This is a genomic window from Streptomyces luteolus (assembly GCF_029968015.1).
Taxonomy (GTDB): Bacteria; Actinomycetota; Actinomycetes; order Streptomycetales; family Streptomycetaceae; genus Streptomyces; species Streptomyces luteolus.
The window spans coordinates 55,295-79,796 of the sequence record NZ_JASCIS010000015.1; the positions used below are offsets into that span (position 1 = coordinate 55,295).

23 protein-coding genes are annotated in these 24,502 nt (G+C 70.5%); 1 reads left to right on the forward strand and 22 read right to left on the reverse strand.

Annotation, left to right across the window (positions count from 1 at the left end; translation table 11 throughout):
* Positions 1-107: 107 nt before the first annotated feature.
* From metK to pyrR, 13 genes are all read right to left on the reverse strand, one after another.
* On the reverse strand, positions 108-1,316 hold the full coding sequence (gene metK, locus QIT00_RS16720; RefSeq protein WP_282536071.1) for a methionine adenosyltransferase: 1,209 nt from the start codon (positions 1,314-1,316) through the stop codon (positions 108-110).
* 251 nt (positions 1,317-1,567) lie between these two features.
* Complete coding sequence (gene coaBC / locus QIT00_RS16725; RefSeq protein ID WP_282536072.1) at positions 1,568-2,785, reverse strand: bifunctional phosphopantothenoylcysteine decarboxylase/phosphopantothenate--cysteine ligase CoaBC; 1,218 nt, start codon at positions 2,783-2,785, stop codon at positions 1,568-1,570.
* Positions 2,786-2,908: 123 nt separating this feature from the next.
* A complete protein-coding gene (gene rpoZ, locus QIT00_RS16730) occupies positions 2,909-3,181 on the reverse strand; it encodes a DNA-directed RNA polymerase subunit omega (protein ID WP_005319902.1) in 273 nt (90 codons plus the stop codon).
* Between the two features lie 43 nt (positions 3,182-3,224).
* Positions 3,225-3,818 (reverse strand): guanylate kinase, encoded by a 594-nt coding sequence (gene gmk, locus QIT00_RS16735; RefSeq protein ID WP_282536073.1) that lies wholly within the window; start codon positions 3,816-3,818, stop codon positions 3,225-3,227.
* Positions 3,819-3,856: 38 nt separating this feature from the next.
* On the reverse strand, positions 3,857-4,180 hold the full coding sequence (locus tag QIT00_RS16740) for an integration host factor (RefSeq protein ID WP_031515413.1): 324 nt from the start codon (positions 4,178-4,180) through the stop codon (positions 3,857-3,859).
* A 314-nt stretch (positions 4,181-4,494) separates the two neighbouring features.
* On the reverse strand, positions 4,495-5,334 hold the full coding sequence (gene pyrF, locus QIT00_RS16745; RefSeq protein WP_282536074.1) for an orotidine-5'-phosphate decarboxylase: 840 nt from the start codon (positions 5,332-5,334) through the stop codon (positions 4,495-4,497).
* Positions 5,331-6,431, reverse strand: coding sequence for a quinone-dependent dihydroorotate dehydrogenase (locus tag QIT00_RS16750; protein WP_282536075.1), 1,101 nt, complete (start codon positions 6,429-6,431; stop codon positions 5,331-5,333). The genes pyrF and QIT00_RS16750 overlap by 4 nt, the downstream gene beginning before the upstream one ends.
* Positions 6,432-6,514: 83 nt before the next feature.
* Positions 6,515-9,823, reverse strand: a complete 3,309-nt coding sequence (carB, locus tag QIT00_RS16755) for a carbamoyl-phosphate synthase large subunit (protein WP_282536076.1) — start codon at positions 9,821-9,823, stop codon at positions 6,515-6,517.
* Positions 9,816-10,982 (reverse strand): glutamine-hydrolyzing carbamoyl-phosphate synthase small subunit, encoded by a 1,167-nt coding sequence (gene carA / locus QIT00_RS16760; protein ID WP_282536077.1) that lies wholly within the window; start codon positions 10,980-10,982, stop codon positions 9,816-9,818. The genes carB and carA overlap by 8 nt, the downstream gene beginning before the upstream one ends.
* Positions 10,979-11,554 (reverse strand): PH-like domain-containing protein, encoded by a 576-nt coding sequence (locus QIT00_RS16765; RefSeq protein WP_282536078.1) that lies wholly within the window; start codon positions 11,552-11,554, stop codon positions 10,979-10,981. The genes carA and QIT00_RS16765 overlap by 4 nt, the downstream gene beginning before the upstream one ends.
* Positions 11,551-12,837, reverse strand: a complete 1,287-nt coding sequence (locus tag QIT00_RS16770; protein WP_282536079.1) for a dihydroorotase — start codon at positions 12,835-12,837, stop codon at positions 11,551-11,553. The genes QIT00_RS16765 and QIT00_RS16770 overlap by 4 nt, the downstream gene beginning before the upstream one ends.
* Before the next feature lie 2 nt (positions 12,838-12,839).
* Positions 12,840-13,823: an aspartate carbamoyltransferase catalytic subunit gene (locus tag QIT00_RS16775; protein ID WP_282536080.1), complete on the reverse strand. Its 984-nt coding sequence runs from the start codon at positions 13,821-13,823 to the stop codon at positions 12,840-12,842.
* Positions 13,824-13,916: 93 nt separating this feature from the next.
* A complete protein-coding gene (gene pyrR, locus QIT00_RS16780) occupies positions 13,917-14,495 on the reverse strand; it encodes a bifunctional pyr operon transcriptional regulator/uracil phosphoribosyltransferase PyrR (RefSeq protein ID WP_282536081.1) in 579 nt (192 codons plus the stop codon).
* A gap of 216 nt (positions 14,496-14,711) precedes the next feature.
* Here pyrR and bldD point away from each other — a divergent pair, with 216 nt between their 5' ends.
* Positions 14,712-15,212, forward strand: a complete 501-nt coding sequence (bldD, locus tag QIT00_RS16785; protein ID WP_282512924.1) for a transcriptional regulator BldD — start codon at positions 14,712-14,714, stop codon at positions 15,210-15,212.
* 177 nt (positions 15,213-15,389) lie between these two features.
* Here the strand turns inward: bldD and nusB are convergent, their stop codons facing one another.
* The 9 genes from nusB to mltG form a co-directional block, all read right to left on the reverse strand.
* On the reverse strand, positions 15,390-15,824 hold the full coding sequence (nusB, locus tag QIT00_RS16790) for a transcription antitermination factor NusB (RefSeq protein ID WP_282536082.1): 435 nt from the start codon (positions 15,822-15,824) through the stop codon (positions 15,390-15,392).
* 2 nt (positions 15,825-15,826) lie between these two features.
* Complete coding sequence (gene efp, locus QIT00_RS16795) at positions 15,827-16,393, reverse strand: elongation factor P (RefSeq protein WP_282536083.1); 567 nt, start codon at positions 16,391-16,393, stop codon at positions 15,827-15,829.
* Positions 16,394-16,442: 49 nt separating this feature from the next.
* Positions 16,443-17,549 carry an aminopeptidase P family protein gene (locus QIT00_RS16800; RefSeq protein WP_282536084.1) on the reverse strand — a complete coding sequence of 369 codons (1,107 nt, stop codon included), beginning with the start codon at positions 17,547-17,549 and terminating at the stop codon, positions 16,443-16,445.
* 72 nt (positions 17,550-17,621) lie between these two features.
* Positions 17,622-18,557 carry a Pro-rich N-terminal domain-containing protein gene (locus tag QIT00_RS16805; protein ID WP_282536085.1) on the reverse strand — a complete coding sequence of 312 codons (936 nt, stop codon included), beginning with the start codon at positions 18,555-18,557 and terminating at the stop codon, positions 17,622-17,624.
* 242 nt (positions 18,558-18,799) lie between these two features.
* Positions 18,800-19,885, reverse strand: coding sequence for a 3-dehydroquinate synthase (aroB, locus tag QIT00_RS16810; protein WP_282536086.1), 1,086 nt, complete (start codon positions 19,883-19,885; stop codon positions 18,800-18,802).
* Entirely contained in the window at positions 19,882-20,397 is a 516-nt protein-coding gene (locus QIT00_RS16815) for a shikimate kinase (RefSeq protein ID WP_282536087.1), read from the reverse strand. Before QIT00_RS16815 ends, aroB begins: the two co-directional genes overlap by 4 nt.
* Entirely contained in the window at positions 20,394-21,578 is a 1,185-nt protein-coding gene (aroC, locus tag QIT00_RS16820; protein WP_282536088.1) for a chorismate synthase, read from the reverse strand. The genes QIT00_RS16815 and aroC overlap by 4 nt, the downstream gene beginning before the upstream one ends.
* A 382-nt stretch (positions 21,579-21,960) precedes the next feature.
* Complete coding sequence (locus tag QIT00_RS16825; protein ID WP_282536089.1) at positions 21,961-22,803, reverse strand: shikimate dehydrogenase; 843 nt, start codon at positions 22,801-22,803, stop codon at positions 21,961-21,963.
* The gene (gene mltG / locus QIT00_RS16830; protein WP_282536090.1) at positions 22,784-24,427 is read right to left on the reverse strand and encodes an endolytic transglycosylase MltG; all 1,644 of its coding nucleotides are present in this window, start codon (positions 24,425-24,427) and stop codon (positions 22,784-22,786) included. The genes QIT00_RS16825 and mltG overlap by 20 nt, the downstream gene beginning before the upstream one ends.
* Between the last annotated feature and the right edge of the window lie 75 nt (positions 24,428-24,502).

Here is a 24,502-nt window from a genome sequence, read left to right on the forward strand (position 1 = left end):
GCCCCACGAGGACGGACCGGAAGCAACGCTGAGGCCCGGCTCCCCAAGGGGAGCCGGGCCTCAAGCGTCAAGCGGAACCGGCCGGAACCGAAACCGGAACCGTGGGCCTACAGCCCCACAGCCTTCCGCAGCGCGTCCACGCGGTCCGTCTTCTCCCAGGTGAAGTCGGGGAGTGCGCGGCCGAAGTGGCCGTAGGCGGCCGTCTGCGCGTAGATCGGGCGGAGCAGGTCGAGGTCGCGGATGATCGCGGCCGGGCGGAGGTCGAAGACCGCCTGGATGGCCTGCTCGATCTTCTCCACGTCGACTGTGGCGGTGCCGAAGGTCTCGACGAAGAGGCCGACCGGCTCGGCCTTGCCGATCGCGTACGCGACCTGGACCTCGCAGCGGGAGGCGAGGCCCGCGGCGACGACGTTCTTGGCGACCCAGCGCATCGCGTACGCGGCCGAGCGGTCCACCTTGGACGGGTCCTTGCCGGAGAAGGCGCCGCCGCCGTGGCGGGCCATGCCGCCGTAGGTGTCGATGATGATCTTGCGGCCGGTCAGGCCCGCGTCGCCCATCGGGCCGCCGATCTCGAAGCGGCCGGTGGGGTTGACCAGGAGGCGGTAGCCGTCGGTGTCCAGCTTGATGCCGTCCTCGACGAGCGCCTTCAGCTCGGGCTCGACGACGAACTCGCGGATGTCGGGCGCGAGCAGCGAGTCCAGGTCGATGTCGCTGGCGTGCTGCGAGGAGACGACCACGGTGTCGAGGCGGACGGCCTTCTCGCCGTCGTACTCGATGGTGACCTGGGTCTTTCCGTCGGGGCGCAGGTACGGGATGGTGCCGTTCTTGCGGACCTCGGAGAGGCGCTTGGACAGGCGGTGCGCCAGGTGGACCGGGAGCGGCATCAGCTCGGGGGTCTCGTCCGAGGCGTACCCGAACATCAGGCCCTGGTCGCCCGCGCCCTGCTTGTCGAGCTCGTCCTCATCGCCCTCGACGCGCTTCTCGTACGCCGTGTCGACGCCCTGCGCGATGTCCGGGGACTGGGCGCCGATGGAGACGGAGACGCCGCAGGAAGCGCCGTCGAAGCCCTTCTTGGACGAGTCGTAGCCGATCTCGAGGATCTTCTCGCGCACCAACTGGGCGATCGGCGCGTACGCCTTGGTCGTGACCTCGCCGGCCACGTGGACCTGGCCGGTGGTGATCAACGTCTCCACGGCGACCCGGGACGTCGGGTCCTCGCGCAGAAGGGCGTCGAGAATGGTGTCGCTGATCTGGTCAGCGATCTTGTCGGGGTGGCCCTCGGTCACGGACTCCGAGGTGAACAGACGACGGGACACAACGCTCCCTGGGGTTGCAGCGGCTGCTGGCTGATCATTGACGGACCTGCCGGGAGCTGCGCCCGGCGGTGGTCCGCCACCAGTTTATCGGTCGCCTCCGGCCACTGGACCACGTGTCTCGCTTCGTGGGAGTCCAGTGACCTGCGGCACTGCATTCTGCGGTACGACGATAGGTCTCCACCAGGGGGCCCATGCCCGAATTCTCAGGATTCGGGACACCTGGTGGAGCGAACGTCACATACTTTCGCGGCTCAGCCGAGTCGATGCACGACAAGATCCCAGAGTGTGTCAGCAAGGGCTTCCTTCGGCCCGTGCGGCACCTGGGTCTCGCTGCCGTCGGCCCCCAGGACGACGGCTTCGTTCTCCTCCGCGCCGAAGGTCTTGCGCTCGCCGACCTCGTTGACGACGAGCAGGTCGCAGCCCTTGCGTTCGAGCTTGGCGCGGCCGTTGGCGAGGACGTCGTCGGTCTCGGCAGCGAAGCCGACGATCACCTGGTCCGCCCGCGCCCGGTCCCCCGCGATCTCGGCGAGGATGTCGGGGTTGCGCACGAGCGCGATCGGCTCGGGCTCCTGCCCGTCCCTCTTCTTGATCTTCCCAGCGGCGTACGTCGCGGGCCGGAAGTCGGCCACGGCCGCGGCCATGACCACGGCATCGGCCTCCGGCGCCGCCTTCAGCACGGCCTCACGCAGCTGTACGGCGGTGCCCACGTGCACGACGTCCACCCCGGCCGGGTCGGGCAGCTGGGCGTTGGCGGCGATCAGCGTGACCCGCGCACCCCGCGCGGCCGCGGTGCGGGCGAGCGCGTACCCCTGCTTGCCGGAGGAGCGGTTGCCCAAGTACCGCACGGGGTCGAGGGGTTCACGCGTGCCGCCCGCGCTGACCACGACGTGGCGTCCGATGAGGTCGGCCTCGGCGGTGCCCCGGGCCAGGCTGTGCCGCTTCAAGACGTGTCGGCAGACCTCGTAGATCTCGCCGGGCTCGGGGAGGCGGCCCTTGCCGGTGTCGACTCCGGTGAGGCGGCCGACGGCGGGCTCGATGACGACGGCGCCGCGGCGGCGCAGCGTGGCGACGTTCTCCTGCGTGGCCGGGTGCTCCCACATCTCGGTGTGCATGGCGGGCGCGAAGACGACCGGGCAGCGGGCCGTGAGGAGCGTGTTGGTCAGCAGGTCGTCGGCGAGGCCGTGGGCCGCCTTGGCGAGCATGTCCGCGGTGGCGGGCGCGACGACCACGAGGTCGGCCTGCTGCCCGATGCGGACGTGCGGGACCTCGTGGACGTCGGACCAGACCTCGGTGGAGACCGGGTGCCCGGAGAGCGCGGACCAGGTGGCGGCGCCGACGAAGTGCAGGGCGGACCCGGTCGGCACGACCCGTACGTCATGACCGGACTCCGTCAGCCGACGCAGCAGCTCACAGGCCTTGTACGCGGCGATGCCTCCGCTGACCCCCAGGACGACCTTCGGCTTGTCCACTGCCCACTCCCCATTCGCGATGCGGTTCGTATCCATGACACACCACAGGCCCGGCAGTCGCGCTGCCGGGCCTGTGGTGAAAAACCTGCGCCTACGAATTCTGCGCCGGTGAGAAAGCCGCGCTTACTGAGCCGGGCCCTCGATGGCCTCGGAGGTCAGCAGACCCGCGTTGATCTCGCGCAGGGCGATCGAGAGCGGCTTCTCGTGGACGTGGGTGTCCACCAGCGGACCGACGTACTCGAGGAGACCCTCGCCGAGCTGCGAGTAGTACGCGTTGATCTGGCGCGCGCGCTTGGCCGCGTAGATCACGAGGCTGTACTTCGAGTCGGTGGCCTCGAGGAGCTCGTCGATCGGCGGGTTGATGATGCCCTCGGGCGCGGTGATGGAAGAGGACACGCTCTACCTTCCGAAGAATGGAAAAAGATCAGACAACGCCTGATCACACAACGTTCACCAAGGCTAGCAGCTCACGGGCCACGTCCTCGACGGAGGTGTTGACAAGGGTCGTATCGAACTCGGACTCGGCCGCGAGCTCCACGCGTGCGGCCTCCAGCCTGCGCTCGATGACCTCGGGTGCCTCCGTGCCCCGGCCGGTGAGCCGGCGGACCAGCTCCTCCCAGCTGGGCGGCGCGAGGAAGACCAGCTGGGCCTCGGACATCGACTCGCGGACCAGGCGGGCGCCCTGCAGGTCGATCTCGAGGAGTACGGGCTCGCCCGCCTCCAGGCGTTCGAGCACGGCGGCCCGGGGGGTGCCGTAGCGGTTGCCCGCGAACTCGGCCCACTCGAGCAGCTCGCCGTTGGCGATCAGCTTGTCCATCTCTTCGTCGGTGACGAAGAAGTACTGCACGCCGTGCTTCTCCCCGGGGCGCGGCTTGCGGGTCGTGGCGGACACCGAGAGCCAGACCTCGGGGTGTTCCTTGCGCATATGAGCGACGACCGTGCTCTTGCCGACCCCCGAGGGGCCGGAGAGCACGGTCAGTCGCGGACGTGAATCCGGGGGTACGGGGGTCGCCCCCCGGGATGTTGCAGCCATGCAGCGATTATCCAGGTTCTCAGGAGTGCCTGAGACCGTCAGGCGGCGGTGCCGCCGAACTCACGCTCCAGGGACGCGATCTGGTTGGAGCCGAGGCCGCGCACCCGACGGCTCTCGGAGATGCCGAGGCGCTCCATGATCTGCTTGGCGCGGACCTTGCCCACGCCGGGGAGCGACTCGAGGAGGGCGGAGACCTTCATCTTGCCGATGACGTCGTTCTCCTGGCCCTGCTTGATGACCTCGTGGAGGGAGGCGCCGGAGTGCTTGAGTCGATTCTTGACCTCGGCCCGCTCCCGGCGAGCCGCGGCGGCCTTTTCGAGCGCGGCTGCGCGCTGTTCAGGGGTAAGGGGCGGAAGAGCCACGCCTACGTCACCTCGGTTGTCGATCTGTCGGATACGGACCGGTGAGGAACCTAGTCGCCCCACACCAGGGGAGCAACGAGCAACGCTTGCCCGTCCACTCTCGACGGAGACTAGCGGCCAGGACCGCCGGAGTCAGCGAGAACAGCGGAAAAGTCCTGGTCAGCCTCCGCTGAACTATACATTTCCGGCATATTGCACCGGAATTGAGGTCGGAGACGGCTGGTTGTCGCGACAAAAGTCATCGGGCGGGCTTCCGCCGTGGAGCCCGCCCGGTGATCGACCGGTGATCGACCGGTGATCGACCGCCGAGCCCGCTACGCGACGGCCGCCCGCACCTCGTCCGCGAAGCGCTCCGCCGCCTCGCGCAGGGCGCCCGCGTCGGGCCCGTGCCGCAGCACGCCGCGGCTGACGTTCGGCACGACGTTGCGCACGGCCGCGCCGAAGACCGCCGGAAGGTCCGCCGGGGTCGCGCCCTGCGCCCCGATGCCGGGGGCGAGCAGCGGACCGTTCACCGCGAGGTCGTACGAGGAGAGGTCGCCGAGCGTCGCGCCCACGACCGCGCCGAAGGAGCCGAGGGGCTCGGCGCCCGCGTTCTCCTCGGCGAGGTGCGCGAGGATGGTCGCGCCGACGTTCCGTCCGTCGGCCCGTACCGCGTGCTGGACCTCGGCGCCCTCCGGGTTGGAGGTGAGCGCGAGCACGAAGAGTCCGGCGCCGCTCATACGCGCGAGGTCCACGGCGGGCTTGAGGGAGCCGTAGCCGAGGTACGGGGAGACGGTCAGGGCGTCCGAGAACAGCGGGGAGTCCTTGCGCAGGAAGGTCTCCGCGTACGCCGCCATGGTGGAGCCGATGTCGCCGCGCTTGGCGTCCATGACGACCAGGCCGCCGGCCGCGCGGACGTCGGCCACGGTCTGTTCCAGTACGGCGACGCCGCGCGAGCCGAAGCGCTCGAAGAACGCCGACTGCGGCTTGAACACGGCGACGCTTGCGCCGAGCGCCTCGACGACGGTGCGGGAGAACCGCTCCAGGCCGTCGACCGAGTCGGGCAGGCCCCAGGAGTCGAGCAGCGCGGCGTGCGGGTCGATGCCGACGCAGAGCGGGCCGCGCTCGTCCATGGCGCGGCGGAGGCGGGCGCCGAAGGGCTCGCAGGTCGTCATGCGGACTTCCTCACGTCGGCGCCGACGGCATCGGCGAGCGTGGCGTACGGGCTGGTGTTCAGGCGGGCGGCGAGGCCCTTGTGCAACGCGCGCATCCAGAACGGGCCCTCGTAGATGAAGGCGCTGTAGCCCTGGACGAGGGTGGCTCCGGCGAGGATGCGCTGCCAGGCGTCCTCGGCGTTCTCGATGCCGCCGACGCCGACGAGCGTGATCCGGTCCCCCACGCGCGCGTAGAGGCGGCGCAGGACTTCGAGGGAGCGTTCCTTCAGCGGCGCCCCCGAGAGGCCGCCGGTCTCCTGGCACAGAGCGGGGTCGGACGTGAGGCCCTCGCGCCCGATGGTCGTGTTGGTGGCGATGATCCCGTCGAGGCCGAGCTCCACGGCGAGGTCGGCGACCGCGTCTACGTCCTCGTCCGGCAGGTCCGGGGCGATCTTGACGAGCAGCGGGACGCGGCGGCCGGTGACCGTGCGGTCGGCGGCTTCGCGTACGGCCACCAGGAGCGGGCGCAGGGACTCGGTGGCCTGGAGGTTGCGCAGGCCGGGGGTGTTGGGCGAGGAGACGTTCACGACCAAGTAGTCCGCGTGCCGGGCGAGGCGCACGGTGGACTTCACGTAGTCGGCGGCCGCCTCCTCCTCGGGGACGACCTTGGTCTTGCCGATGTTCACGCCCACGACGGGCTTGAAGACGGGCACGCGCGCGTGGAGGCGGTCGGCGACGGCCGCCGAGCCGTCGTTGTTGAAGCCCATGCGGTTGATCAGGGCGCGGTCCGGGACGAGCCGGAACAGGCGCTTCTTGGGGTTGCCGGGCTGCGGCTCGCCGGTGACGGTGCCGATCTCGACGTGGTCGAAGCCGAGCATCGCCATGCCGTCGATCGCGACGGCGTTCTTGTCGAAGCCGGCGGCGAGGCCGAAGGGCCCGTGCATGCGCAGGCCGAGGGCCTCGGTGCGCAGCTCCTTGAAGCGCGGGGCCAGGGCCGCGGCCACGAACGTACGGAGCACCGGGACGCGGGCGGCGAGGCGGATCCAGCGGAAGGCCAGGTGGTGCGCCTGCTCCGGGTCCATCCGCTGGAAGACCAGGTGGAAGAAGAACTTGTACATGAAGGGTGTCCTCGGGGAACTCATGAAGCTCGTCCAGCTCACGAAGAGGGGGACACCGTTTCCGGTGTCCCCCTCCCCGATCGCTAGTCGCGGGCCGCGGTCAGGTGCTCGGCGTGTTCCTGCAGTGAACGCACGCCCACGTCACCGTGGTTGAGCGCGTCGATGCCCTGGACGGCGGCGGCGAGCGCCTGCACCGTCGTCAGGCACGGCACGCTGCGGGCCACGGCCGCCGTACGGATGTCGTAGCCGTCGAGGCGGCCGCCGGTGCCGTACGGGGTGTTGACGATGAGGTCGACCGCGCCGTCGTGGATGAGCTGGACGATGGTCTTCTCGCCGTTCGGGCCCTCGCCCTCGGACTGCTTGCGTACGACGGTGGCGTTGATGCCGTTGCGCTTCAGTACCTCGGCCGTACCCGACGTGGCGAGCAACTCGAAGCCGTGGGCGACGAGTTCACGCGCCGGGAAGATCATCGAGCGCTTGTCGCGGTTGGCCACCGAGATGAACGCGCGGCCCTTGGTGGGCAGCGGCCCGTACGCACCGGCCTGCGACTTGGCGTATGCCGTGCCGAAGACCGAGTCGATGCCCATGACCTCGCCGGTGGAGCGCATCTCCGGGCCGAGGACCGTGTCGACGCCGCGGCCGTGGATGTCGCGGAAGCGGGACCACGGCATGACGGCCTCCTTGACGGAGATCGGCGCGTCCATCGGGAGCGTGCCGCCGTCGCCCTCGGCCGGGAGCAGGCCCTCGGCGCGCAGCTCGGCGATGGTGGCGCCGAGCGAGATGCGCGCGGCGGCCTTCGCGAGCGGCACCGCGGTCGCCTTCGAGGTGAAGGGGACGGTGCGGGAGGCGCGCGGGTTGGCCTCCAGGACGTAGAGGATGTCCCCGGCCATCGCGAACTGGATGTTGATCAGTCCGCGTACGCCGACTCCCTTGGCGATGCCTTCGGTCGAGGCCCGCAGCCGCTTGATGTCGAAGCCGCCGAGGGTGATCGGGGGCAGCGCGCACGCCGAGTCGCCGGAGTGGATGCCGGCCTCCTCGATGTGCTCCATGACGCCGCCGAGGTAGAGCTCCTCGCCGTCGTACAGGGCGTCCACGTCGATCTCGATGGCGTCGTCGAGGAACTTGTCGACGAGGACCGGCCGCGAGGGGCTGATCTCGGTCGACTCCTCGATGTACGCGGAGAGGCGGGCCTCGTCGTACACGATCTCCATGCCGCGGCCGCCGAGGACGTACGACGGGCGGACGAGCACCGGGTAGCCGATCTCGTCGGCGATCGTCTTCGCCTCCGCGAACGTGGTGGCGGTGCCGTGCTTCGGGGCCGGGAGGCCGGCCTCGGCGAGGACGCGGCCGAAGGCGCCGCGGTCCTCGGCGGCGTGGATGGCCTCGGGCGAGGTGCCGACGACCGGGACGCCGTTGTCCTTCAGGGCCTGCGAGAGGCCGAGCGGGGTCTGGCCGCCGAGCTGCACGACGACACCGGCGAGCGGGCCCGCCTGCTGCTCGGCGTGCACGATCTCCAGGACGTCCTCGAGCGTGAGCGGCTCGAAGTAGAGCCGGTCCGAGGTGTCGTAGTCGGTGGAGACGGTCTCGGGGTTGCAGTTGACCATCACGGTCTCGTAGCCCGCCTCGCTGAGCGCGAAGGAGGCGTGGACGCAGGAGTAGTCGAACTCGATGCCCTGGCCGATGCGGTTCGGGCCGGAGCCGAGGATGATCACGGCGGGCTTCTCGCGCTGGGCGACCTCGGTCTCCTCGTCGTACGAGGAGTAGAAGTACGGGGTCTTGGCGGCGAACTCGGCGGCGCAGGTGTCGACCGTCTTGTAGACCGGGCGGACGCCGAGGGCGTGCCGGACCTCGCGGACGACGTCCTCGCGCAGGCCGCGGATCTCGCCGATCTGGTGGTCGGAGAAGCCGTGCCGCTTGGCCTCGGCGATGAGGTCCTTGGTCAGCTCGGGGGCCTCGGCGAGCTCGTCCGCGACCTCCTTGATCAGGAAGAGCTGGTCCACGAACCAGGGGTCGATCTTCGTGTACGAGAAGATCTCCTCGGGGGTGGCACCGGCGCGGATCGCGTCCATGACGAGGTTGATCCGGCCGTCGGTCGGGCGGACCGAAGCCTCGAGCAGCTCCTTCTTGTCGCCGACCTCGCCGACGAAGGTGAACTGCGAGCCCTTCTTCTCCAGGGAGCGCAGCGCCTTCTGGAACGCCTCGGTGAAGTTGCGGCCGATGGCCATGGCCTCGCCGACCGACTTCATGGTCGTGGTGAGGGTGGAGTCGGCGCTCGGGAACTTCTCGAAGGCGAACCGCGGGGCCTTCACGACGACGTAGTCGAGGGTCGGCTCGAAGGAGGCCGGGGTCTTCTCGGTGATGTCGTTGGGGATCTCGTCGAGCGTGTAGCCGACGGCCAGCTTGGCCGCGATCTTCGCGATCGGGAACCCGGTGGCCTTGGATGCGAGCGCGGACGAACGCGACACACGCGGGTTCATCTCGATGACGATCACGCGACCGTCCTCGGGGTTGATCGCGAACTGGATGTTGCAGCCGCCGGTGTCGACGCCGACCTCGCGGATGATCGCGATGCCGACGTCGCGCAGGCGCTGGTACTCGCGGTCGGTGAGCGTCATCGCGGGCGCGACGGTGATCGAGTCACCGGTGTGCACGCCCATCGGGTCGAAGTTCTCGATGGAGCAGACGACCACGACGTTGTCGTTCTTGTCGCGCATCAGCTCCAGCTCGTACTCCTTCCAGCCGAGGATGGACTCCTCCAGGAGCACCTCGGTGGTCGGGGAGAGCGTGAGGCCCTGTCCGGCGATGCGGCGCAGCTCCTCCTCGTCGTGCGCGAAGCCGGAGCCGGCGCCGCCCATGGTGAAGGAGGGGCGGACGACGACGGGGTAGCCGCCGAGCTCCTCGACACCCTTGAGGACGTCGTCCATGGAGTGGCAGATGTACGAGCGGGCGGACTCGCCGTGCCCGATCTTCTTGCGGACCTCCTCGACGACGCCCTTGAAGAGGTCGCGGTCCTCGCCCTTGTTGATGGCCTCGACGTTGGCGCCGATCAGTTCGACGCCGTACTTCTCCAGGACACCGGCCTCGTGCATCGAGATCGCGGTGTTCAGGGCGGTCTGGCCGCCGAGGGTCGGGAGCAGGGCGTCCGGGCGCTCCTTGGCGATGATCTTCTCGACGAACTCGGGGGTGATCGGCTCGACGTACGTGGCGTCGGCGATCTCCGGGTCGGTCATGATCGTCGCCGGGTTGGAGTTGACCAGGATGACCCGCAGGCCCTCGGCCTTGAGGATGCGGCAGGCCTGGGTGCCGGAGTAGTCGAACTCGGCGGCCTGGCCGATGACGATCGGGCCAGAGCCGATGACCAGGACGGACTGGATATCGGTGCGCTTAGGCACGCTCGGCCTCCATCAGGTTCACGAAGCGGTCGAAGAGGTACGCGGCGTCGTGCGGTCCGGCCGCCGCCTCGGGGTGGTACTGGACGGAGAAGGCCGGCTGGTCGAGCAGCTGGAGACCTTCGACGACCTGGTCGTTCAGGCAGACGTGGGAGACCTCGGCACGGCCGTACGGCGTCTCGCTGACCTTGTCGAGGGGCGCGTCGACGGCGAAGCCGTGGTTGTGCGCGGTGACCTCGACCTTGCCGGTGGTGCGGTCCTGCACCGGCTGGTTGATGCCGCGGTGGCCGTACTTCAGCTTGTACGTGCCGAAGCCGAGCGCGCGGCCCAGGATCTGGTTGCCGAAGCAGATGCCGAAGAGCGGGGTCTTGCGCTCGAGAACGGCCTGCATGACGGAGACCGGGTGGTCGGCGGTGGCCGGGTCGCCGGGGCCGTTGGAGAAGAAGACTCCGTCCGGGTTCACGGCGTACACGTCCTCGGCCGTCGCGGTCGCGGGCAGCACGTGCACCTCGATGCCGCGCTCGGCCATGCGGTGCGGGGTCATGCCCTTGATGCCGAGGTCCACGGCGGCGACGGTGAACTTCGCTGTGCCGACCGGGACGGCTTCGCCGTCGGGGCCGATCGCGGGGACGACGTACGTCTCCTTGGTGGCCACCTCGGCGGAGAGGTTCGCGCCCTTCATCTCCGAGGACTGGCGGACCTCGGTGAGCATCGTGCCCTCGTCCGGAAGCGCGTTGCCGGAGAAGATGCCGACGCGCATGGCGCCGCGCTCCCGCAGGTGCCGGGTCAGCGCGCGGGTGTCGATGCCGGAGATGCCGACGACGCCCTGGCTGCGCAGCTCCTCGTCGAGGGAGCGCTGCGCACGCCAGTTGGAGTGCACGCGGGCGGGGTCGCGGACCACGTACCCGGAGACCCAGATGCGTCCGGACTCGGGGTCCTCGTCGTTGACGCCGGTGTTGCCGACGTGCGGGGCGGTCATCACGACGACCTGGCGGTGGTACGAGGGGTCGGTCAGCGTCTCCTGGTAGCCGGTCATGCCGGTGGAGAACACGGCCTCGCCGAAGGTCTCCCCCACGGCCCCGTAGGCACGGCCGCGGAAGATGCGGCCGTCCTCCAGGACGAGTACGGCGGGAGTCTTTACTCCCCGGGTGGAGGTCGTCATCGTGCGGCGCCTTCCGTGTCGGTAGTAGTGGTGCTGGTCATGGAGTTGATGGCCTCGACCCAGGCCGTGTGCTCGGCGGCGTGGTCGGAGCGGAAGCCGGAGTCGAGCAGCTTGTCGCCGTGCGCCCAGGTCACGACGAGCAGGCCGCCCTCGGCGAGGACCTTGCCCGCGATGCCCTTGTCGAGCCGGGCCTCGCGCAGCTGCTCGGCCGGGACGAGGAAGTCGGTGGCCCCGGGGCGTACGACGCTCAGTCCCGCGTCCGTCAGGGTCAGCTCGACCCGGCTGCGGGTGCCGAGTCCGTGCGCCACGATGCGGTCGAGCCACTGCCCGGCGGTCGTGGAGCCGTGGTACCGGCCGCTCAGCTCAAGTCTGGCGGGGCCGGGCTCGGTCGGCACGGCCGCGAGCTCGGGCAGATCGCCCTGGAGCGTGCCGCGCCACTTCCAGCCCTGGCGCATCAGCCAGTAGACGAGCGCCACGAAGAGCGCGAGTCCGACGAGCCAGCCGATGCGCGCGGCCCAGTCCGTCACTTCCGCCGATTTCTGTTCGGCGGCGAAAATCCAAGGTGTGCTCACGCCAGCTTCCCGTCGATGACCGTGGCCCGGCCCCGCAGGAAGGTGTGGGTGACACGACCCGGCAGCTCGCGGCCCTCGTAGGGGGTGTTGCGGCTGCGGGAGGCGAAGCCCGCGGGGTCCACCGCTCCACGGTATGCCGGATCGACCAGGGTGAGGTTGGCGGGCTCGCCTGCCGAGACGGGCCGCCCGTGGCCCTCCAGGCGGCCGATCCTCGCCGGGTTGACGGACATCCGCTCGGCGACGCCCGCCCAGTCGAGCAGACCGGTGTCGACCATCGTCTGCTGGACCACGGACAGCGCGGTCTCCAGGCCGACCATGCCCATGGCGGCGGCGGCCCACTCGCAGTCCTTGTCCTCGCGCGGGTGCGGGGCGTGGTCGGTGGCGACGATGTCGATCGTGCCGTCGGCCAGCGCCTCGCGCAGCGCCAGGACGTCCTTCTCCGTACGCAGCGGCGGGTTGACCTTGTAGACCGGGTTGTACGTACGCACCAGCTCGTCGGTGAGGAGCAGGTGGTGCGGGGTCACCTCGGCGGTGACGTCGATGCCGCGGGACTTGGCCCAGCGCACGATCTCGACCGAACCGGCGGTCGACAGGTGGCAGATGTGCACGCGGGAGCCGACGTGCTCGGCGAGGAGGACATCGCGGGCGATGACCGACTCCTCGGCGACGGCGGGCCAGCCGCCGAGGCCCAACTCGGCGGAGACGGTGCCCTCGTTCATCTGGGCGCCCTCGGTGAGCCGGGGCTCCTGGGCGTGCTGCGCGACGACACCGTCGAAGGCCTTCACGTACTCCAGGGCGCGGCGCATGATCACGGCGTCGTCGACGCACTTGCCGTCGTCGCTGAAGACCTTCACGCCCGCGGCCGAGTCGTGCATGGCGCCGAGCTCGGCGAGCTGCTTGCCCTCCAGGCCCACGGTGACGGCGCCGATCGGCTGCACATCGCAGTAGCCGGACTCGCGGCCGAGCCGCCAGACCTGCTCGACGACGCCTGCGGTGTCGGCGACGGGGAAGGTGTTGGCCATCGCGTGCACGGCGGTCCAGCCACCGCGGGCGGCGGCCTTCGTACCGGTCAGGACGGTCTCGGAGTCCTCACGGCCGGGCTCGCGCAGATGCGTGTGCAGATCGACGAGACCCGGAAGCAGGACCTGGCCCTCGGCCTCGACGACGGTCGCGCCCTCGGCGCTCAGGCCGGTGCCGACGGCGGCGATCGTCTCGCCGTCGATCAGGACGTCCTGCGCTTCGCCACCGAGGACCTGGGCACCACGGATAAGGATCTTGCTCATGATTACTTGCTCTCCTCGGTACGGGTGGCGGGGGCGCCGGCGGGTTCGTTGCCGCCGAGCAGCAGATAGAGGACGGCCATACGGGTGTGCACGCCGCCTGCGACCTGCTCGATGGCCGTGCAGCGCTCGGAGTCGGCGACCTCGGCGGTGATCTCCATGCCGCGGACCATCGGGCCGGGGTGCATCACGATGGCGTGCTCCGGCATCTTCGCCATCCGCTCGCCGTCGAGCCCGTACCGCCGCGCGTACTCGCGCTCGGTCGGGAAGAACGCGGCGTTCATCCGCTCCCGCTGCACCCGCAGCATCATCACGGCGTCGGACTTGGCGAGCACCTGGTCGAGGCTGTACGACACCTCGCAGGGCCAGTTCTCCACGCCGACCGGGACCAGGGTGGGCGGCGCGACGAGGGTGACCTCGGCGCCAAGCGTGTGCAGCAGGTCGACGTTGGAGCGGGCGACCCGGCTGTGCAGGACGTCGCCGACGATGGTGATCCGCTTGCCACCCAGGTCCTGGCCGAGCCCGGCGTCGGGTCCGATCAGTCGGCGGCGCATGGTGAACGCGTCGAGCAGCGCCTGCGTGGGGTGCTGGTGGGTGCCGTCACCGGCGTTGATCACGGCGGCGTCGATCCAGCCGGAGGTCGCCAGGTTGTACGGGGCGCCGGAGGCACCGTGCCGGATGACGACCGCGTCGACGCCCATGGCTTCGAGGGTCTGGGCGGTGTCCTTGAGGGACTCGCCCTTCGACACGCTCGATCCCTTGGCGGCGAAGTTGATGACATCCGCGGAGAGCCGCTTCTCGGCGGCCTCGAAGGAGATCCGGGTGCGCGTCGAGTCCTCGAAGAAGAGGTTCACGACGGTACGTCCGCGCAGGGCGGGCAGTTTCTTGATCGGCCGGTCCGCGACGCGGGCCATCTCCTCGGCGGTGTCGAGGATCAGGACGGCGTCGTCGCGGGAGAGGTCGGCGGCCGAGATGAGGTGACGCATCATCGGGCAGGCTCCAAAGGGGAGTTCAGAACTTTTCAGGCATGAGGGCGCGCAGCGGCGCACACCGGACGCACGCGGGTGGATCCGGGGTGCCGGCTACTGCTCGCCGACCGGAGCGGTCCGCTTCTCGCCGAGCAGCACGGTGTCGCGACCGTCCTCCTCGCCGAGCTGGACCTTGACCGTCTCCCGCAGCGACGTGGGGAGGTTCTTGCCGACGTAGTCGGCGCGGATGGGCAGCTCGCGGTGGCCGCGGTCGACGAGGACGGCGAGCTGCACGGCGCGCGGCCGGCCGATGTCGTTCAGGGCGTCGAGCGCGGCGCGGATGGTGCGGCCGGAGAACAGCACGTCGTCGACGAGGACGACGAGGCGGCCGTCGATGCCGTCGGCGGGGATCTCCGTACGGGCGAGCGCGCGCGGCGGGTGCATCCGCAGGTCGTCGCGGTACATGGTGATGTCGAGGGAGCCGACCGGGATCTCGGAGCCGGTGATCTCCGCGAGCTTGGCGGCGAGCCGCTGGGCGAGGAATACGCCGCGGGTCGGAATGCCGAGAAGCACCACATCGTCGGCGCCCTTGGCGCGTTCGACGATTTCGTGGGCGATACGGGTCAACACCCGTGCGATGTCGGGGCCTTCGAGAACCGGCCGCGCGACTTCGGAACCGCTATTGGTGTCCATACGAAACGGACCTCCTTCTCCGCCTCACGGGACGGACCTTAAAGGACGTCGAGATTGCGCCAGTCAGCTTAGCAGCAACGGCAACACCGCAGTTCACGGGCGCCCGAAGGCCGGTACGGACCGTTCAGCTTGACGCAGACAAGTAACGCTGCGTAATCTCACAGTGAGTCACAGGCACGCGGTCGAGGCCGCAGAATGCAGCGTCCGGGGAGCTATATGTCCAGCGAATACGCCAAACAGCTCGGGGCCAAGCTCCGGGCCATCCGCACCCAGCAGGGCCTTTCCCTCCACGGTGTCGAGGAGAAGTCCCAGGGCCGCTGGAAGGCCGTCGTGGTGGGCTCCTACGAGCGCGGCGACCGCGCCGTGACCGTGCAGCGCCTCGCCGAGCTGGCGGACTTCTACGGCGTGCCCGTGCAGGAGCTGCTCCCGGGCACGACCCCCGGCGGCGCCGCCGAGCCGCCGCCGAAGCTGGTCCTCGACCTGGAGCGCCTGGCCCACGTCCCGCAGGAGAAGGCCGGCCCGCTGCAGCGTTACGCGGCGACGATCCAGTCCCAGCGCGGTGACTACAACGGCAAGGTGCTCTCGATCCGCCAGGACGACCTGCGCACCCTCGCGGTGATCTACGACCAGTCCCCCTCGGTCCTCACCGAGCAGCTGATCAGCTGGGGCGTCCTGGACGCGGACGCGCGTCGCGCGGTCACCCACGAAGAGGCCTGAGCCGCTTCAGGCCTGAGCAGAAACGTGCCGCCGGGCCGTCGGGAAGAGCGATCTTCCCGACGGCCCGGCGGCTTTTTCGTATCGGGGACGCACGGGGCGCACGGGGGCGCACGACGAGGGGCCCACCGCGCGTGTGCGCCGTGGGCCCCTCGTCGATGAGAGAACCGTGAAGTCCGCTCAGGCCTCGTCCCTGCGCAGGGTCGGCTTGAGGTCCTTCAGGCGGCCGAGCAGTCCGTTGACGAACGACGGCGACTCGTCGGTGGAGAACTCCTTGGCGAGCTGCACCGCCTCGTCGAGGACGACGGCATCGGGCGTCCCGTCCTCCCAGATCAGCTCGTAGGCGCCGAGCCGCAGCAGGTTCCGGTCCACGACCGGCATGCGGTCGAGGGTCCAGTCCACCGCGTACTGCGCGATGAGCTCGTCGATCCGGGCGGCGTTCTCCGCGTACCCCTCGACCAGCTGCATGGTGAACTCGCTGACCGGCGGCTGGCGGGTGTCGCTGCGCGAGTGGCGCACCCAGTCCGCGAGGACGGTGAGGACGTCGGTGCCGCGCTGGTCTGCCTCGAAGAGGATCTGGAAGGCACGCTTGCGGGCCGTGTTACGGGCGGCCACGGTTAGCTGTTCACCCGGCCGAGGTAGCTGCTGTCGCGGGTGTCGACCTTGATCTTCTCGCCGGTGGTGATGAACAGCGGCACGTTGATCTGGTGGCCGGTCTCCAGGATGGCGGGCTTGGTGCCGCCGGTGGAGCGGTCGCCCTGGACGCCCGGCTCGGTCTCCCGGATGACGAGCTCGACAGCGGCGGGCAGCTCGACGAAGAGCACCTCGCCCTCGTGCTGCGCGACGGTGGCCTCGAAGCCCTCGATGAGGAAGTTCGCGGCGTCGCCGACGACCTTCCGCTCGATGTGCAGCTGGTCGTACGTCTGCATGTCCATGAAGACGAAGTAGTCGCCGTCCATGTACGAGAACTGCATGTCGCGCTTGTCGACAGTGGCCGTCTCGACCTTGACGCCGGCGTTGAAGGTCTTGTCGACCACCTTGCCGGAGAGCACGTTCTTGAGCTTGGTGCGCACGAAGGCCGGGCCCTTGCCGGGCTTGACGTGCTGGAACTCGACGACGGACCAGAGCTGGCCCCCGTCGAGCTTGAGCACCATGCCGTTCTTGAGGTCGTTCGTGGAAGCCACGGTTGCGGAATCTCCTGGACTGGACTGGTGGGACCGAAGGCCGTACGCGCTAGAGCGCGAGCAGCTCCTTGGTCGTGATGGTGAGTAGCTCGGGTCCGCCGTCCGCCTCGGGGCGCACGACGAGCGTGTCATCGATCCGGACACCGCCCCGGCCCGGGAGGTGGACCCCCGGTTCGACGGTGACCGGCACACAAGCGTCCAGTTTACCCATGGCTCCGGGGGCCAACTGCGGGTCCTCGGCGATTTCGAGCCCCACCCCGTGGCCGGTGAGCGGCGCCAGGCCGTCCGTGTACCCGGCGGCGTCGAGTACGGAGCGTGCCGCGCGGTCGACTTCGCGGTACTCGGCGCCCGGTGCGAGCGCCTCACGGCCCGCCCGTTGCGCGGCGAAGACCAGGTCGTACAGCTCGATCTGCCAGTCGGCCGGCGTGGTGCCGATGACGAAGGTGCGGCCGATCTCGCTGCGGTAGCCGCGGTAGGCGGCGCCGAGGCAGACGGAGAGGAAGTCGCCCTCCTCCACGCGCCGGTCGGTGGGCCGGTGCGTGCCGCGGCCCGAGTTGACGCCGGTGCCGACCGAGGTGGGGAAGGCGGGCCCGTCCGCGCCGTGGTCGACGAGCCGCCGCTCCAGTTCGAGCGCGAGATGGCGCTCCGTACGCCCTACGAGGATGGATTCGAGGAGTTCTCCCAGGGCCTGGTCGGCGATCTCGGCGGCGATGCGCAGGCAGGAGATCTCCTCGTCGTCCTTGACGAGCCGCAGCTGTTCGACGGCGCAGCTCAGGTCGGCCAGGCGCAGCCGGGGCGCCACGGAGGTCAGGGCGCGGTGCCGGGCGACGGTCAGATGGTGCTCCTCGACGGCGAGGGAGTCGGCGCCCTGTCCCGCGGCGAGGTCGGCGGCGGCGACGGCGGCGTCTCCCCCGGCCGCCGACAACACCTGGACCTGCAGCGACTCATCTGGCCTGCCCTCGTCGGGCTCACCGGTCGGCAGGCTGCGGCAGAGCAGGAGGTCGAGGCGCGGCCCGAGCAGCAGGGCCGAGCCGCGGGGCGCCGCCCCGGCCAGATAACGGACGTTGGCGGGGCGGGAGACGACGGCGGCCGCGCTGCCGCCGGCCGTGCACTGATCCCTCAGGCGCGCTCTGCGGGCCGCGTACACCTCGGACATGAATCGAGCCTACGAGTGCGGGCGCGATCCGTCCTGGTCAGCTCGTCCGACTGGGAGGAAGGTGCGGGGCGCTCACCACTGGGGCGGGCTGGCGATGGCGCGGGCCAGGACGTCGTCCAGGACTCGGGCCGTGGTCGGGACGTCATAACCGGAGTTGTCGATGATCGGCAGCCCCGAGCCGTACCAGCCGGCCATGCGGCCGTGGATGCGCGCCACTTCCTCGTCGGTGAGGCGGCGGTTTCCGCTGCGCTGGGCGTTGCGCTCCAGGACGATCTCCAGGCCGGGCAGCAGCACCACGGGCAGCAGTCCGGGCCCGACGTGCCGCTTCCAGCCGCCGAGTCCTACGACGGGGCGGTCCGGGAAGACGGCGTCGTCGAGTATGCAGGAGATGCCGTTGGCCAGGAAGTTGCGGGCGGCGAAGCCGCAGGTGCGGCGGGCCAGGCGGTACTGCGCCTCGGAGTTGTCGTTCCAGCCGGTCTGCGGGTCGGCGAAGCCTGAGCGGACCCATTCGCGGACGTCGTCGAGGCTGATGTGGGCGGTGGGCACGCGGCGGTGCTCCGCCCAGTACTTGGCCACGGAGGTCTTGCCGGCGCCGGCCGGGCCGATGAGCAGGACCGCGAGCGTGGTCGCACCGGTGTCGCCCTGCGTGGCGTCCGGCGGCGGACTCGGCACGGCGACGGGGCCGCCGGGCGGGAGTTGGATGTGCCCGGTGGTGTTCTCCGCGCCGGGCTGCTGCTGCGTCTGGGCGGGCTGGGGCGGCGGTGCGTGATAGCCGGGGCCGGGCTGCGGTGGCGGGGCCGCGGGCGCGGCCGGTCCAGGAGGAGTGCCGGGCGGGGGCGCGGCGGGTCCGGGAGCGGGCTGCGGCGGGGCGCCCTGCTGCGGGGCGGGCCCGGCGGGGCCGGGGTGACCCGCGGGTCCCGGGTGGTGTGCGGCCGGGGACCAGCCGGTGGCCGGTCCGTGCCCCGGCTGATGGGGCGGCGGCAGCGGATTCCCCACTGCGTGCTGCATCCGGTGCCACTCCGTCTCGTACAGGCAACTGGCGCTGGTCGGGCGGGCGTCGGGCGGACATGTCGCGGCGCCCGGGCCTTACCGAACGGTACCTTCCCCGGCCGCCGTTGTGTGAACGGCCGGGGAGAGCCACAAGTGCCCGACGGGCCGGGCGATTTCGGACGGAGTGCGGTCAGACGGACACTTCGCCGTACGCGGAGACCGCGGTCAGGTGGAGACCTCTCCGTACGCGAGGATCGCGGTCAGGCGGAGACCTCTCCGTACGCGGCGAGGAGCACCGCCGGGTCCGGGCCCTCCAGGACGGTGGGCTTGCCGAGGCCGTCGAGGACGATGAAGCGCAGCAGGTCGCCGCGGGACTTCTTGTCGATCTTCATGTTCTCGACGAGCTTGGGCCACTGGTCACCGCGGTACGTCAGCGGCAGCCCCACCGACTCCAGGACGGAGCGGTGCCGGTCGGCCGTCGCGTCGTCCAACCGCCCGGCGAGGCGGCCGAGTTCGGCGGCGAACATCATGCCGACGGAGACGGCGGCGCCGTGCCGCCACTTGTACCGCTCGTTCTTCTCGATGGCGTGGCCGAGCGTGTGCCCGTAATTCAGGATCTCGCGGAGGCCGGCCTCCTTGAGGTCGCTGGAGACCACCTCGGCCTTGACCTTGATGGACCGCTCGATCAGCTCGGCGGTGTGCGGCCCGGCCGGGGTCCGCGCGGCCTCCGGGTCGGCCTCGATCAGGTCGAGGATCACCGGGTCGGAGATGAAGCCGGCCTTGATGACCTCGGCGAGCCCGGACACGTAGTCGTGCACACCGAGCGAGTCGAGCGCCGCCAGGTCGCAGAGCACCCCGGCGGGCGGGTGGAAGGCGCCGACGAGGTTCTTGCCCTCGGCGGTGTTGATCCCGGTCTTGCCGCCGACCGCCGCGTCCACCATGGCGAGCACCGTGGTCGGCACGGCCACCCAGCGCACCCCGCGCAGCCAGGTCGCCGCGACGAAACCGGCCAGGTCGGTGGTGGCGCCGCCGCCGACGCCGACGACGACGTCACTGCGCGTGAAACCGGACTGCCCGAGCGCCTTCCAGCAGTACGCGGCGACCTCGGCGGTCTTCGCCTCCTCGGCGTTGGGCACCTGGATGGCGACGGCCTCGTAGCCCTGCCCGGCCAGGTCGTCGCGGAGCGCCTCACCGGTCCCGGCCAGGGCTTCGGGGTGGATCACCGCCACCCGCTTGGCCTGGGAACCGATCAACCCGCCCAGCTCACCGAGGAGTTGACGGCCCACGAGCACCTCGTACGGGTCGGCTCCGCCGACGGGGATGCGCGTCACCTGCTGCTCGCTCATGCTTCCTTCCACTCCAGTGCGTCGAGGACCGCCTCGGCGACCTCTTCGGGCCCGCGGCCGTCGGTGGGTACGACGACGCGCGCGGCGTCGGTGTACAGGTGGCGGCGGGCCTCCATCAGCTCGCGCCACTGCTTGCGCGGGTTGACCGCGAGCAGCGGGCGGGCGGCGTTCAGGCCGGTGCGCCTGACCGCCTCCTCGACGTCCATCGACAGATAGACGACGGTGTGCCCGGCGAGCAGCTCGCGCGTACCTGCGTCGAGGATGGCCCCGCCGCCGAGGGCGAGCACGCCGGGGTGCTCGGCGACGGCCGTGTGCACGGCCTGCCGCTCCAGCTCCCGGAAGGCCGGCTCGCCGTCGTCGACGAAGATCTCGGCGATCTCCCGGCCCTGGGCCGCGACGATGTCGGCGTCGGTGTCCCGGAACGTGGTGCCGAGCCGCTCGGCGAGCAGCTCGCCCACGGTGGTCTTGCCGACCCCCATCGGACCGATGAGGACGATCCGCGGGCCGGTCACCGGATGCGCAGGTTGTCGAGGTACGACTCGACGTTGCGCCGGGTCTCGGCCACGCTGTCGCCGCCGAACTTCTCGGCGACGGCGTCCGCGAGGACGAGCGCGACCATGGCCTCGGCGACGATGCCGGCGGCGGGCACCGCACACACGTCGGAGCGCTGGTGGTGCGCCTTGGCGGCCTCACCGGTCGTCACGTCGATGGTGGCGAGGGCCTTCGGCACCGTCGCGATCGGCTTCATCGCGGCCCGTACGCGCAGCAGTTCACCCGTGGTGAGGCCGCCCTCGGTGCCACCGGCACGACCGGTGGAGCGCTTCACGCCGTCCCCGGTCGCGACGATCTCGTCGTGCGCCTGCGAACCCGGGACTCGCGCCAGGTCGAAGCCGTCGCCGACCTCGACGCCCTTGATCGCCTGGATGCCCATGAGCGCGGCAGCGAGCCGTGAGTCCAGGCGCCGGTCCCAGTGCACATGCGAGCCGAGGCCCACCGGCACTCCGTACGCGAGCACCTCGACCACACCGCCCAGGGTGTCGCCGTCCTTGTGGGCCTGGTCGATCTCGGCCACCATCGCCTTCGACGCGTCGGCGTCCAGGCAGCGCACCGGGTCGGCGTCCAGCTTCTCCACGTCGGAGGGCTTGGGGTAGACGCCGTACGGCGCCTTCGCGGCGGCGAGCTCGACGACATGGCTGACGATCTCGATGCCGGTCGTCTCCTTGAGGTACGACCGCGCGACCGTGCCGAGCGCCACGCGCGCCGCGGTCTCACGGGCGCTGGCCCGCTCCAGGACCGGCCGGGCCTCGTCGAAGCCGTACTTCTGCATGCCCGCGAGGTCCGCGTGGCCGGGGCGGGGTCGCGTGAGCGGGGCGTTGCGGGCGAGCTCGGCCAGCTCGGCGGGATCCACCGGATCCGCGGCCATGACCTTCTCCCACTTGGGCCACTCGGTGTTGCCGACCATGACCGCGACGGGCGAGCCCATCGACAGGCCGTGCCGCACACCACCGAGGAAGGTGACCTCGTCCTGCTCGAACTTCATCCGTGCACCGCGCCCATAGCCGAGGCGCCGCCTGGCCAGCGCGTCCGCCACCATCTCCGTGGTGATCGGCACGCCGGCGGGCAGACCCTCCAGCGTCGCGACGAGTGCGGGTCCGTGGGACTCCCCCGCGGTCAGCCAACGCAACCTGCTCAACGGTGCTCCTCATGCTCGCGCCTGGTGTCTGGCGACGGCGCGGCCGGGTGCGCGGCCCTGGCCCGCCTGCCTAGATCCTCCCACGTCCGGGGAGGATCCCCGGCCGCCGGTCCAGCAGGCGGACGCGCGCTCGGCGCGCGCATCCGTGCGCGAGGAGGGGAGTCCCGTGGCGCAACGTCGCAGCCCAGGCGGTCGCGCGGCGCGCTGCTCCGTATCGATTCCGGCCCGATCGAGGCACCCGGCGAGGCCCGAAAGCGCGTACGGAATCAGCACGAAGAATGTCAGCTTCGCCGCCCACCGGCGGCCGACGGGCGACGGGCGACGGGCGACGGGCGACGGGGCGACGAGACGAGCGACCGGGGGAAGGCAGACGGCGCGGAACCTAGCCGTCCGCGAGCGCCCGCTCCCCCGCCTGACGCATGGCGTCCAACGGCGCCGGCGAGCGGCCGGTCATCTGCTCGACCTGCAGCACGGCCTGGTGCACGAGCAGGTCGAGCCCGCTGACCACCGCGCCGCCGAACATCGACCAGCGCGCGGCCAGTTCGGTCGGCCACGGCTCGTACAGCACGTCGAAGAGTGTGCCCGGCCGCTCCGGAACCGACTTGGACAGCTCGTCCGTGGTGCCTGCGGGCGTCGTGGCGATCACCAGGGGAGCCTCGAAGGCCTTGGCGGCGTCGTCCCAGGCGGCCGTCCGGACGTCCACGCCGAGCCGCTCGCCCCACTGCTTCATCTCCACGGCCCGCGCCTCGCTGCGTACGTACGCGACGATCTCGCCCGTGCAGATCCGCGAGAGCGCGGCGAGCGCGGACGAGGCCGTGGCCCCTGCGCCCAGGATCGCGGCCGACCCGACCTGCTCGATGCCCCGCTCGCGGAGCGCGGAGACCATGCCGGGGATGTCGGTGTTGTCGCCGGTCCGCCGCCCGTCCGCCCCGAACACCACGGTGTTCACGGCTTCCACGGACGCGGCCGTCTCGCTGATCTCGTCGAGCAGCGGGATGACGGCACGCTTCAGCGGCATGGTCAGGGAGAGCCCGGCCCACTCGGCGCCGAGCCCTTCGAGGAACCCGGGCAGCGCGGCCTCGTCGACGTCGAAACGCCCGTACTCCCAGTCGTCCAGGCCGAGTTCCGCGTACGCGGCGCTGTGCAGCACCGGCGAGAGGGAGTGGGCGATCGGTGAGCCGAGAACCGCGGCCCGACGCCGAATCTCAGCCCCGGCTGTTTGCATTGAACTTTTCCTTCAGCTTCAAGAACTCGTCATGCGTCTTCGCGAACTCGGTCTTGCTCATACCGTCGGTGGCCACGAAGTACAGCCAGCCGTCCTCGGTCGGCTTGAGCGCAGCTCCGAGTGCTTCCTGTCCAGGGTTGCCGATGGGGCCGGGGGGAAGCCCCTTCCGCGTGTAGGTGTTGTACGGATCCTTGTTGCTCTTGATCTCTTCTTCACCGATGTTGATCTCGCTCTGACCCTTCAAGTAGTTGAAGGACGAGTCGAACTGAAGAAGCTGGTACGTCTCCGTATTGCTCGGGTCGAGGCGGTTGTAGACGACCTCGGCCATCTTCCGGAAGTCTGCGTGGGTCTTGCCTTCGGCCTGGGTCAGGCTCGCCACGGTGACCAACTGCAGCGGGTTGTCGAGCTTGAGCTCCTCGGCCTTGCCCTCGATGTTGTAGTTCTCGTACTCCTTGCTGGCCGTGGCGACCATCTTCTTGAGTACGTCACCGGGCTTCTGGCCCTTGGCCACCGGATAGCTCGCCGGGAAGAGGAAGCCCTCGAGCGGGTCCTTGACGTCGCCGTTGATGTTCTGGGCGGCCCAGCTGGGCAGGCCGAGTTTCTTCCAGTTCTTCTTCGCGTACTTCTCGGTGGTGCCCTTGTCGACCTCGAGCCGCTTGTCGATCTGCTCGTAGACCCAGGCGTTGCGGCGGCCCTCGGCGATGATGAGATTGTTGCGGCTCTTCGGGTCGAGCATCGCCTCGACGGCGGCCTTCGCCGACATCTCCTTGTTCAGCGAGTAGACGCCGGCCTGGATGGTCAGGCCCTTGGGGTGCTGGCCCTGGGCGCTGACGAACGCGTCCGCGCTCTTGACCACTCCGGCCTGCTCCAGCTTGTTGCCGATGACGTAGCCACCGGCGCCCTTGGGGATGTCGACGGTGACCTTCTCGCCGGTTCCGCTGCCGGTGTAGTCGCCGCCGCTGCCGTAATTGTCCTGGTAGAACTGGTAGCCGAAGTAGCCGACTCCGCCGATGCCGCCCGCGAAGATCAGCGTGAGGACGAGGCAGGCGCAGCCGCTGCGTTTCTTCTTCCCGCCCTTGCCGCGCCGGTCCTTGCGGCCACCTCGGCGCGAGGCGCGCGGGTGCTCGTCTTCCGGGTCGTCGTCATCGTCGCCGCCCGCGAAGAAGGCGTGCTCGCGGTCGTTGGGGCCGGGATCCCAGTCGGTGTTCTCCTCGACGGGTTCGTGCCGATGGCCCGGCGGCTGCGGCGGCGGATAGGCCTCGGGGCTGTCGTACGGGTCGGGGCGCTCGGCTCCGTAAGCGGCGGTCTGGCCCGCGTACGGCTCGGCGTACGGGTCGTAGGGGGTCTGCTGGCCGGTGTCCCAGCCGCCGTTGTAGTCGTGCTGCGGGTAGCCGGCCTGCGGAGTGCTCTGCTGCGGGTAACCGTGCTGCGGAGCGCTCTGCTGCGGGTAGCCGTGCTGCTGGCCGCCGTAGTGCGCTTCCGGTGACTGCTGCGGGTAGTGCTGCGGCTGGCCGCCGTACGGACTCGGGCCGGCGGCCTGCTGTCCTTCCCATCCCTGGTCCCCGTACAACGGGTCATTGGGATGCCACGGTTCGGAGCCGGAGCCCCGGCCATACTCAGTCATCGATCCCCTACGAGCCGCGAGGCGGGAGCCGTCGGGCGCTGCCCCGGCCGGACTGCCTCTTTGCTGTGCGGCGGT

Coding starts and splice junctions, on each gene's coding strand:
- gmk (WP_282536073.1), bottom strand. CDS start 3,818: ATGGCTGCAACATCCCGGGGGGCGACCCCCGTACCCCCGGATTCACGT.
- pyrF (WP_282536074.1), bottom strand. CDS start 5,334: ATGACGACCTGCGAGCCCTTCGGCGCCCGCCTCCGCCGCGCCATGGAC.
- QIT00_RS16750 (WP_282536075.1), bottom strand. CDS start 6,431: ATGTACAAGTTCTTCTTCCACCTGGTCTTCCAGCGGATGGACCCGGAG.
- carA (WP_282536077.1), bottom strand. CDS start 10,982: ATGACGACCTCCACCCGGGGAGTAAAGACTCCCGCCGTACTCGTCCTG.
- QIT00_RS16770 (WP_282536079.1), bottom strand. CDS start 12,837: ATGAGCAAGATCCTTATCCGTGGTGCCCAGGTCCTCGGTGGCGAAGCG.
- QIT00_RS16775 (WP_282536080.1), bottom strand. CDS start 13,823: ATGATGCGTCACCTCATCTCGGCCGCCGACCTCTCCCGCGACGACGCC.
- pyrR (WP_282536081.1), bottom strand. CDS start 14,495: ATGGACACCAATAGCGGTTCCGAAGTCGCGCGGCCGGTTCTCGAAGGC.
- bldD (WP_282512924.1), top strand. CDS start 14,712: ATGTCCAGCGAATACGCCAAACAGCTCGGGGCCAAGCTCCGGGCCATC.
- QIT00_RS16800 (WP_282536084.1), bottom strand. CDS start 17,549: ATGTCCGAGGTGTACGCGGCCCGCAGAGCGCGCCTGAGGGATCAGTGC.
- QIT00_RS16805 (WP_282536085.1), bottom strand. CDS start 18,557: ATGCAGCACGCAGTGGGGAATCCGCTGCCGCCGCCCCATCAGCCGGGG.
- aroB (WP_282536086.1), bottom strand. CDS start 19,885: ATGAGCGAGCAGCAGGTGACGCGCATCCCCGTCGGCGGAGCCGACCCG.
- QIT00_RS16825 (WP_282536089.1), bottom strand. CDS start 22,803: ATGCAAACAGCCGGGGCTGAGATTCGGCGTCGGGCCGCGGTTCTCGGC.
- mltG (WP_282536090.1), bottom strand. CDS start 24,427: ATGACTGAGTATGGCCGGGGCTCCGGCTCCGAACCGTGGCATCCCAAT.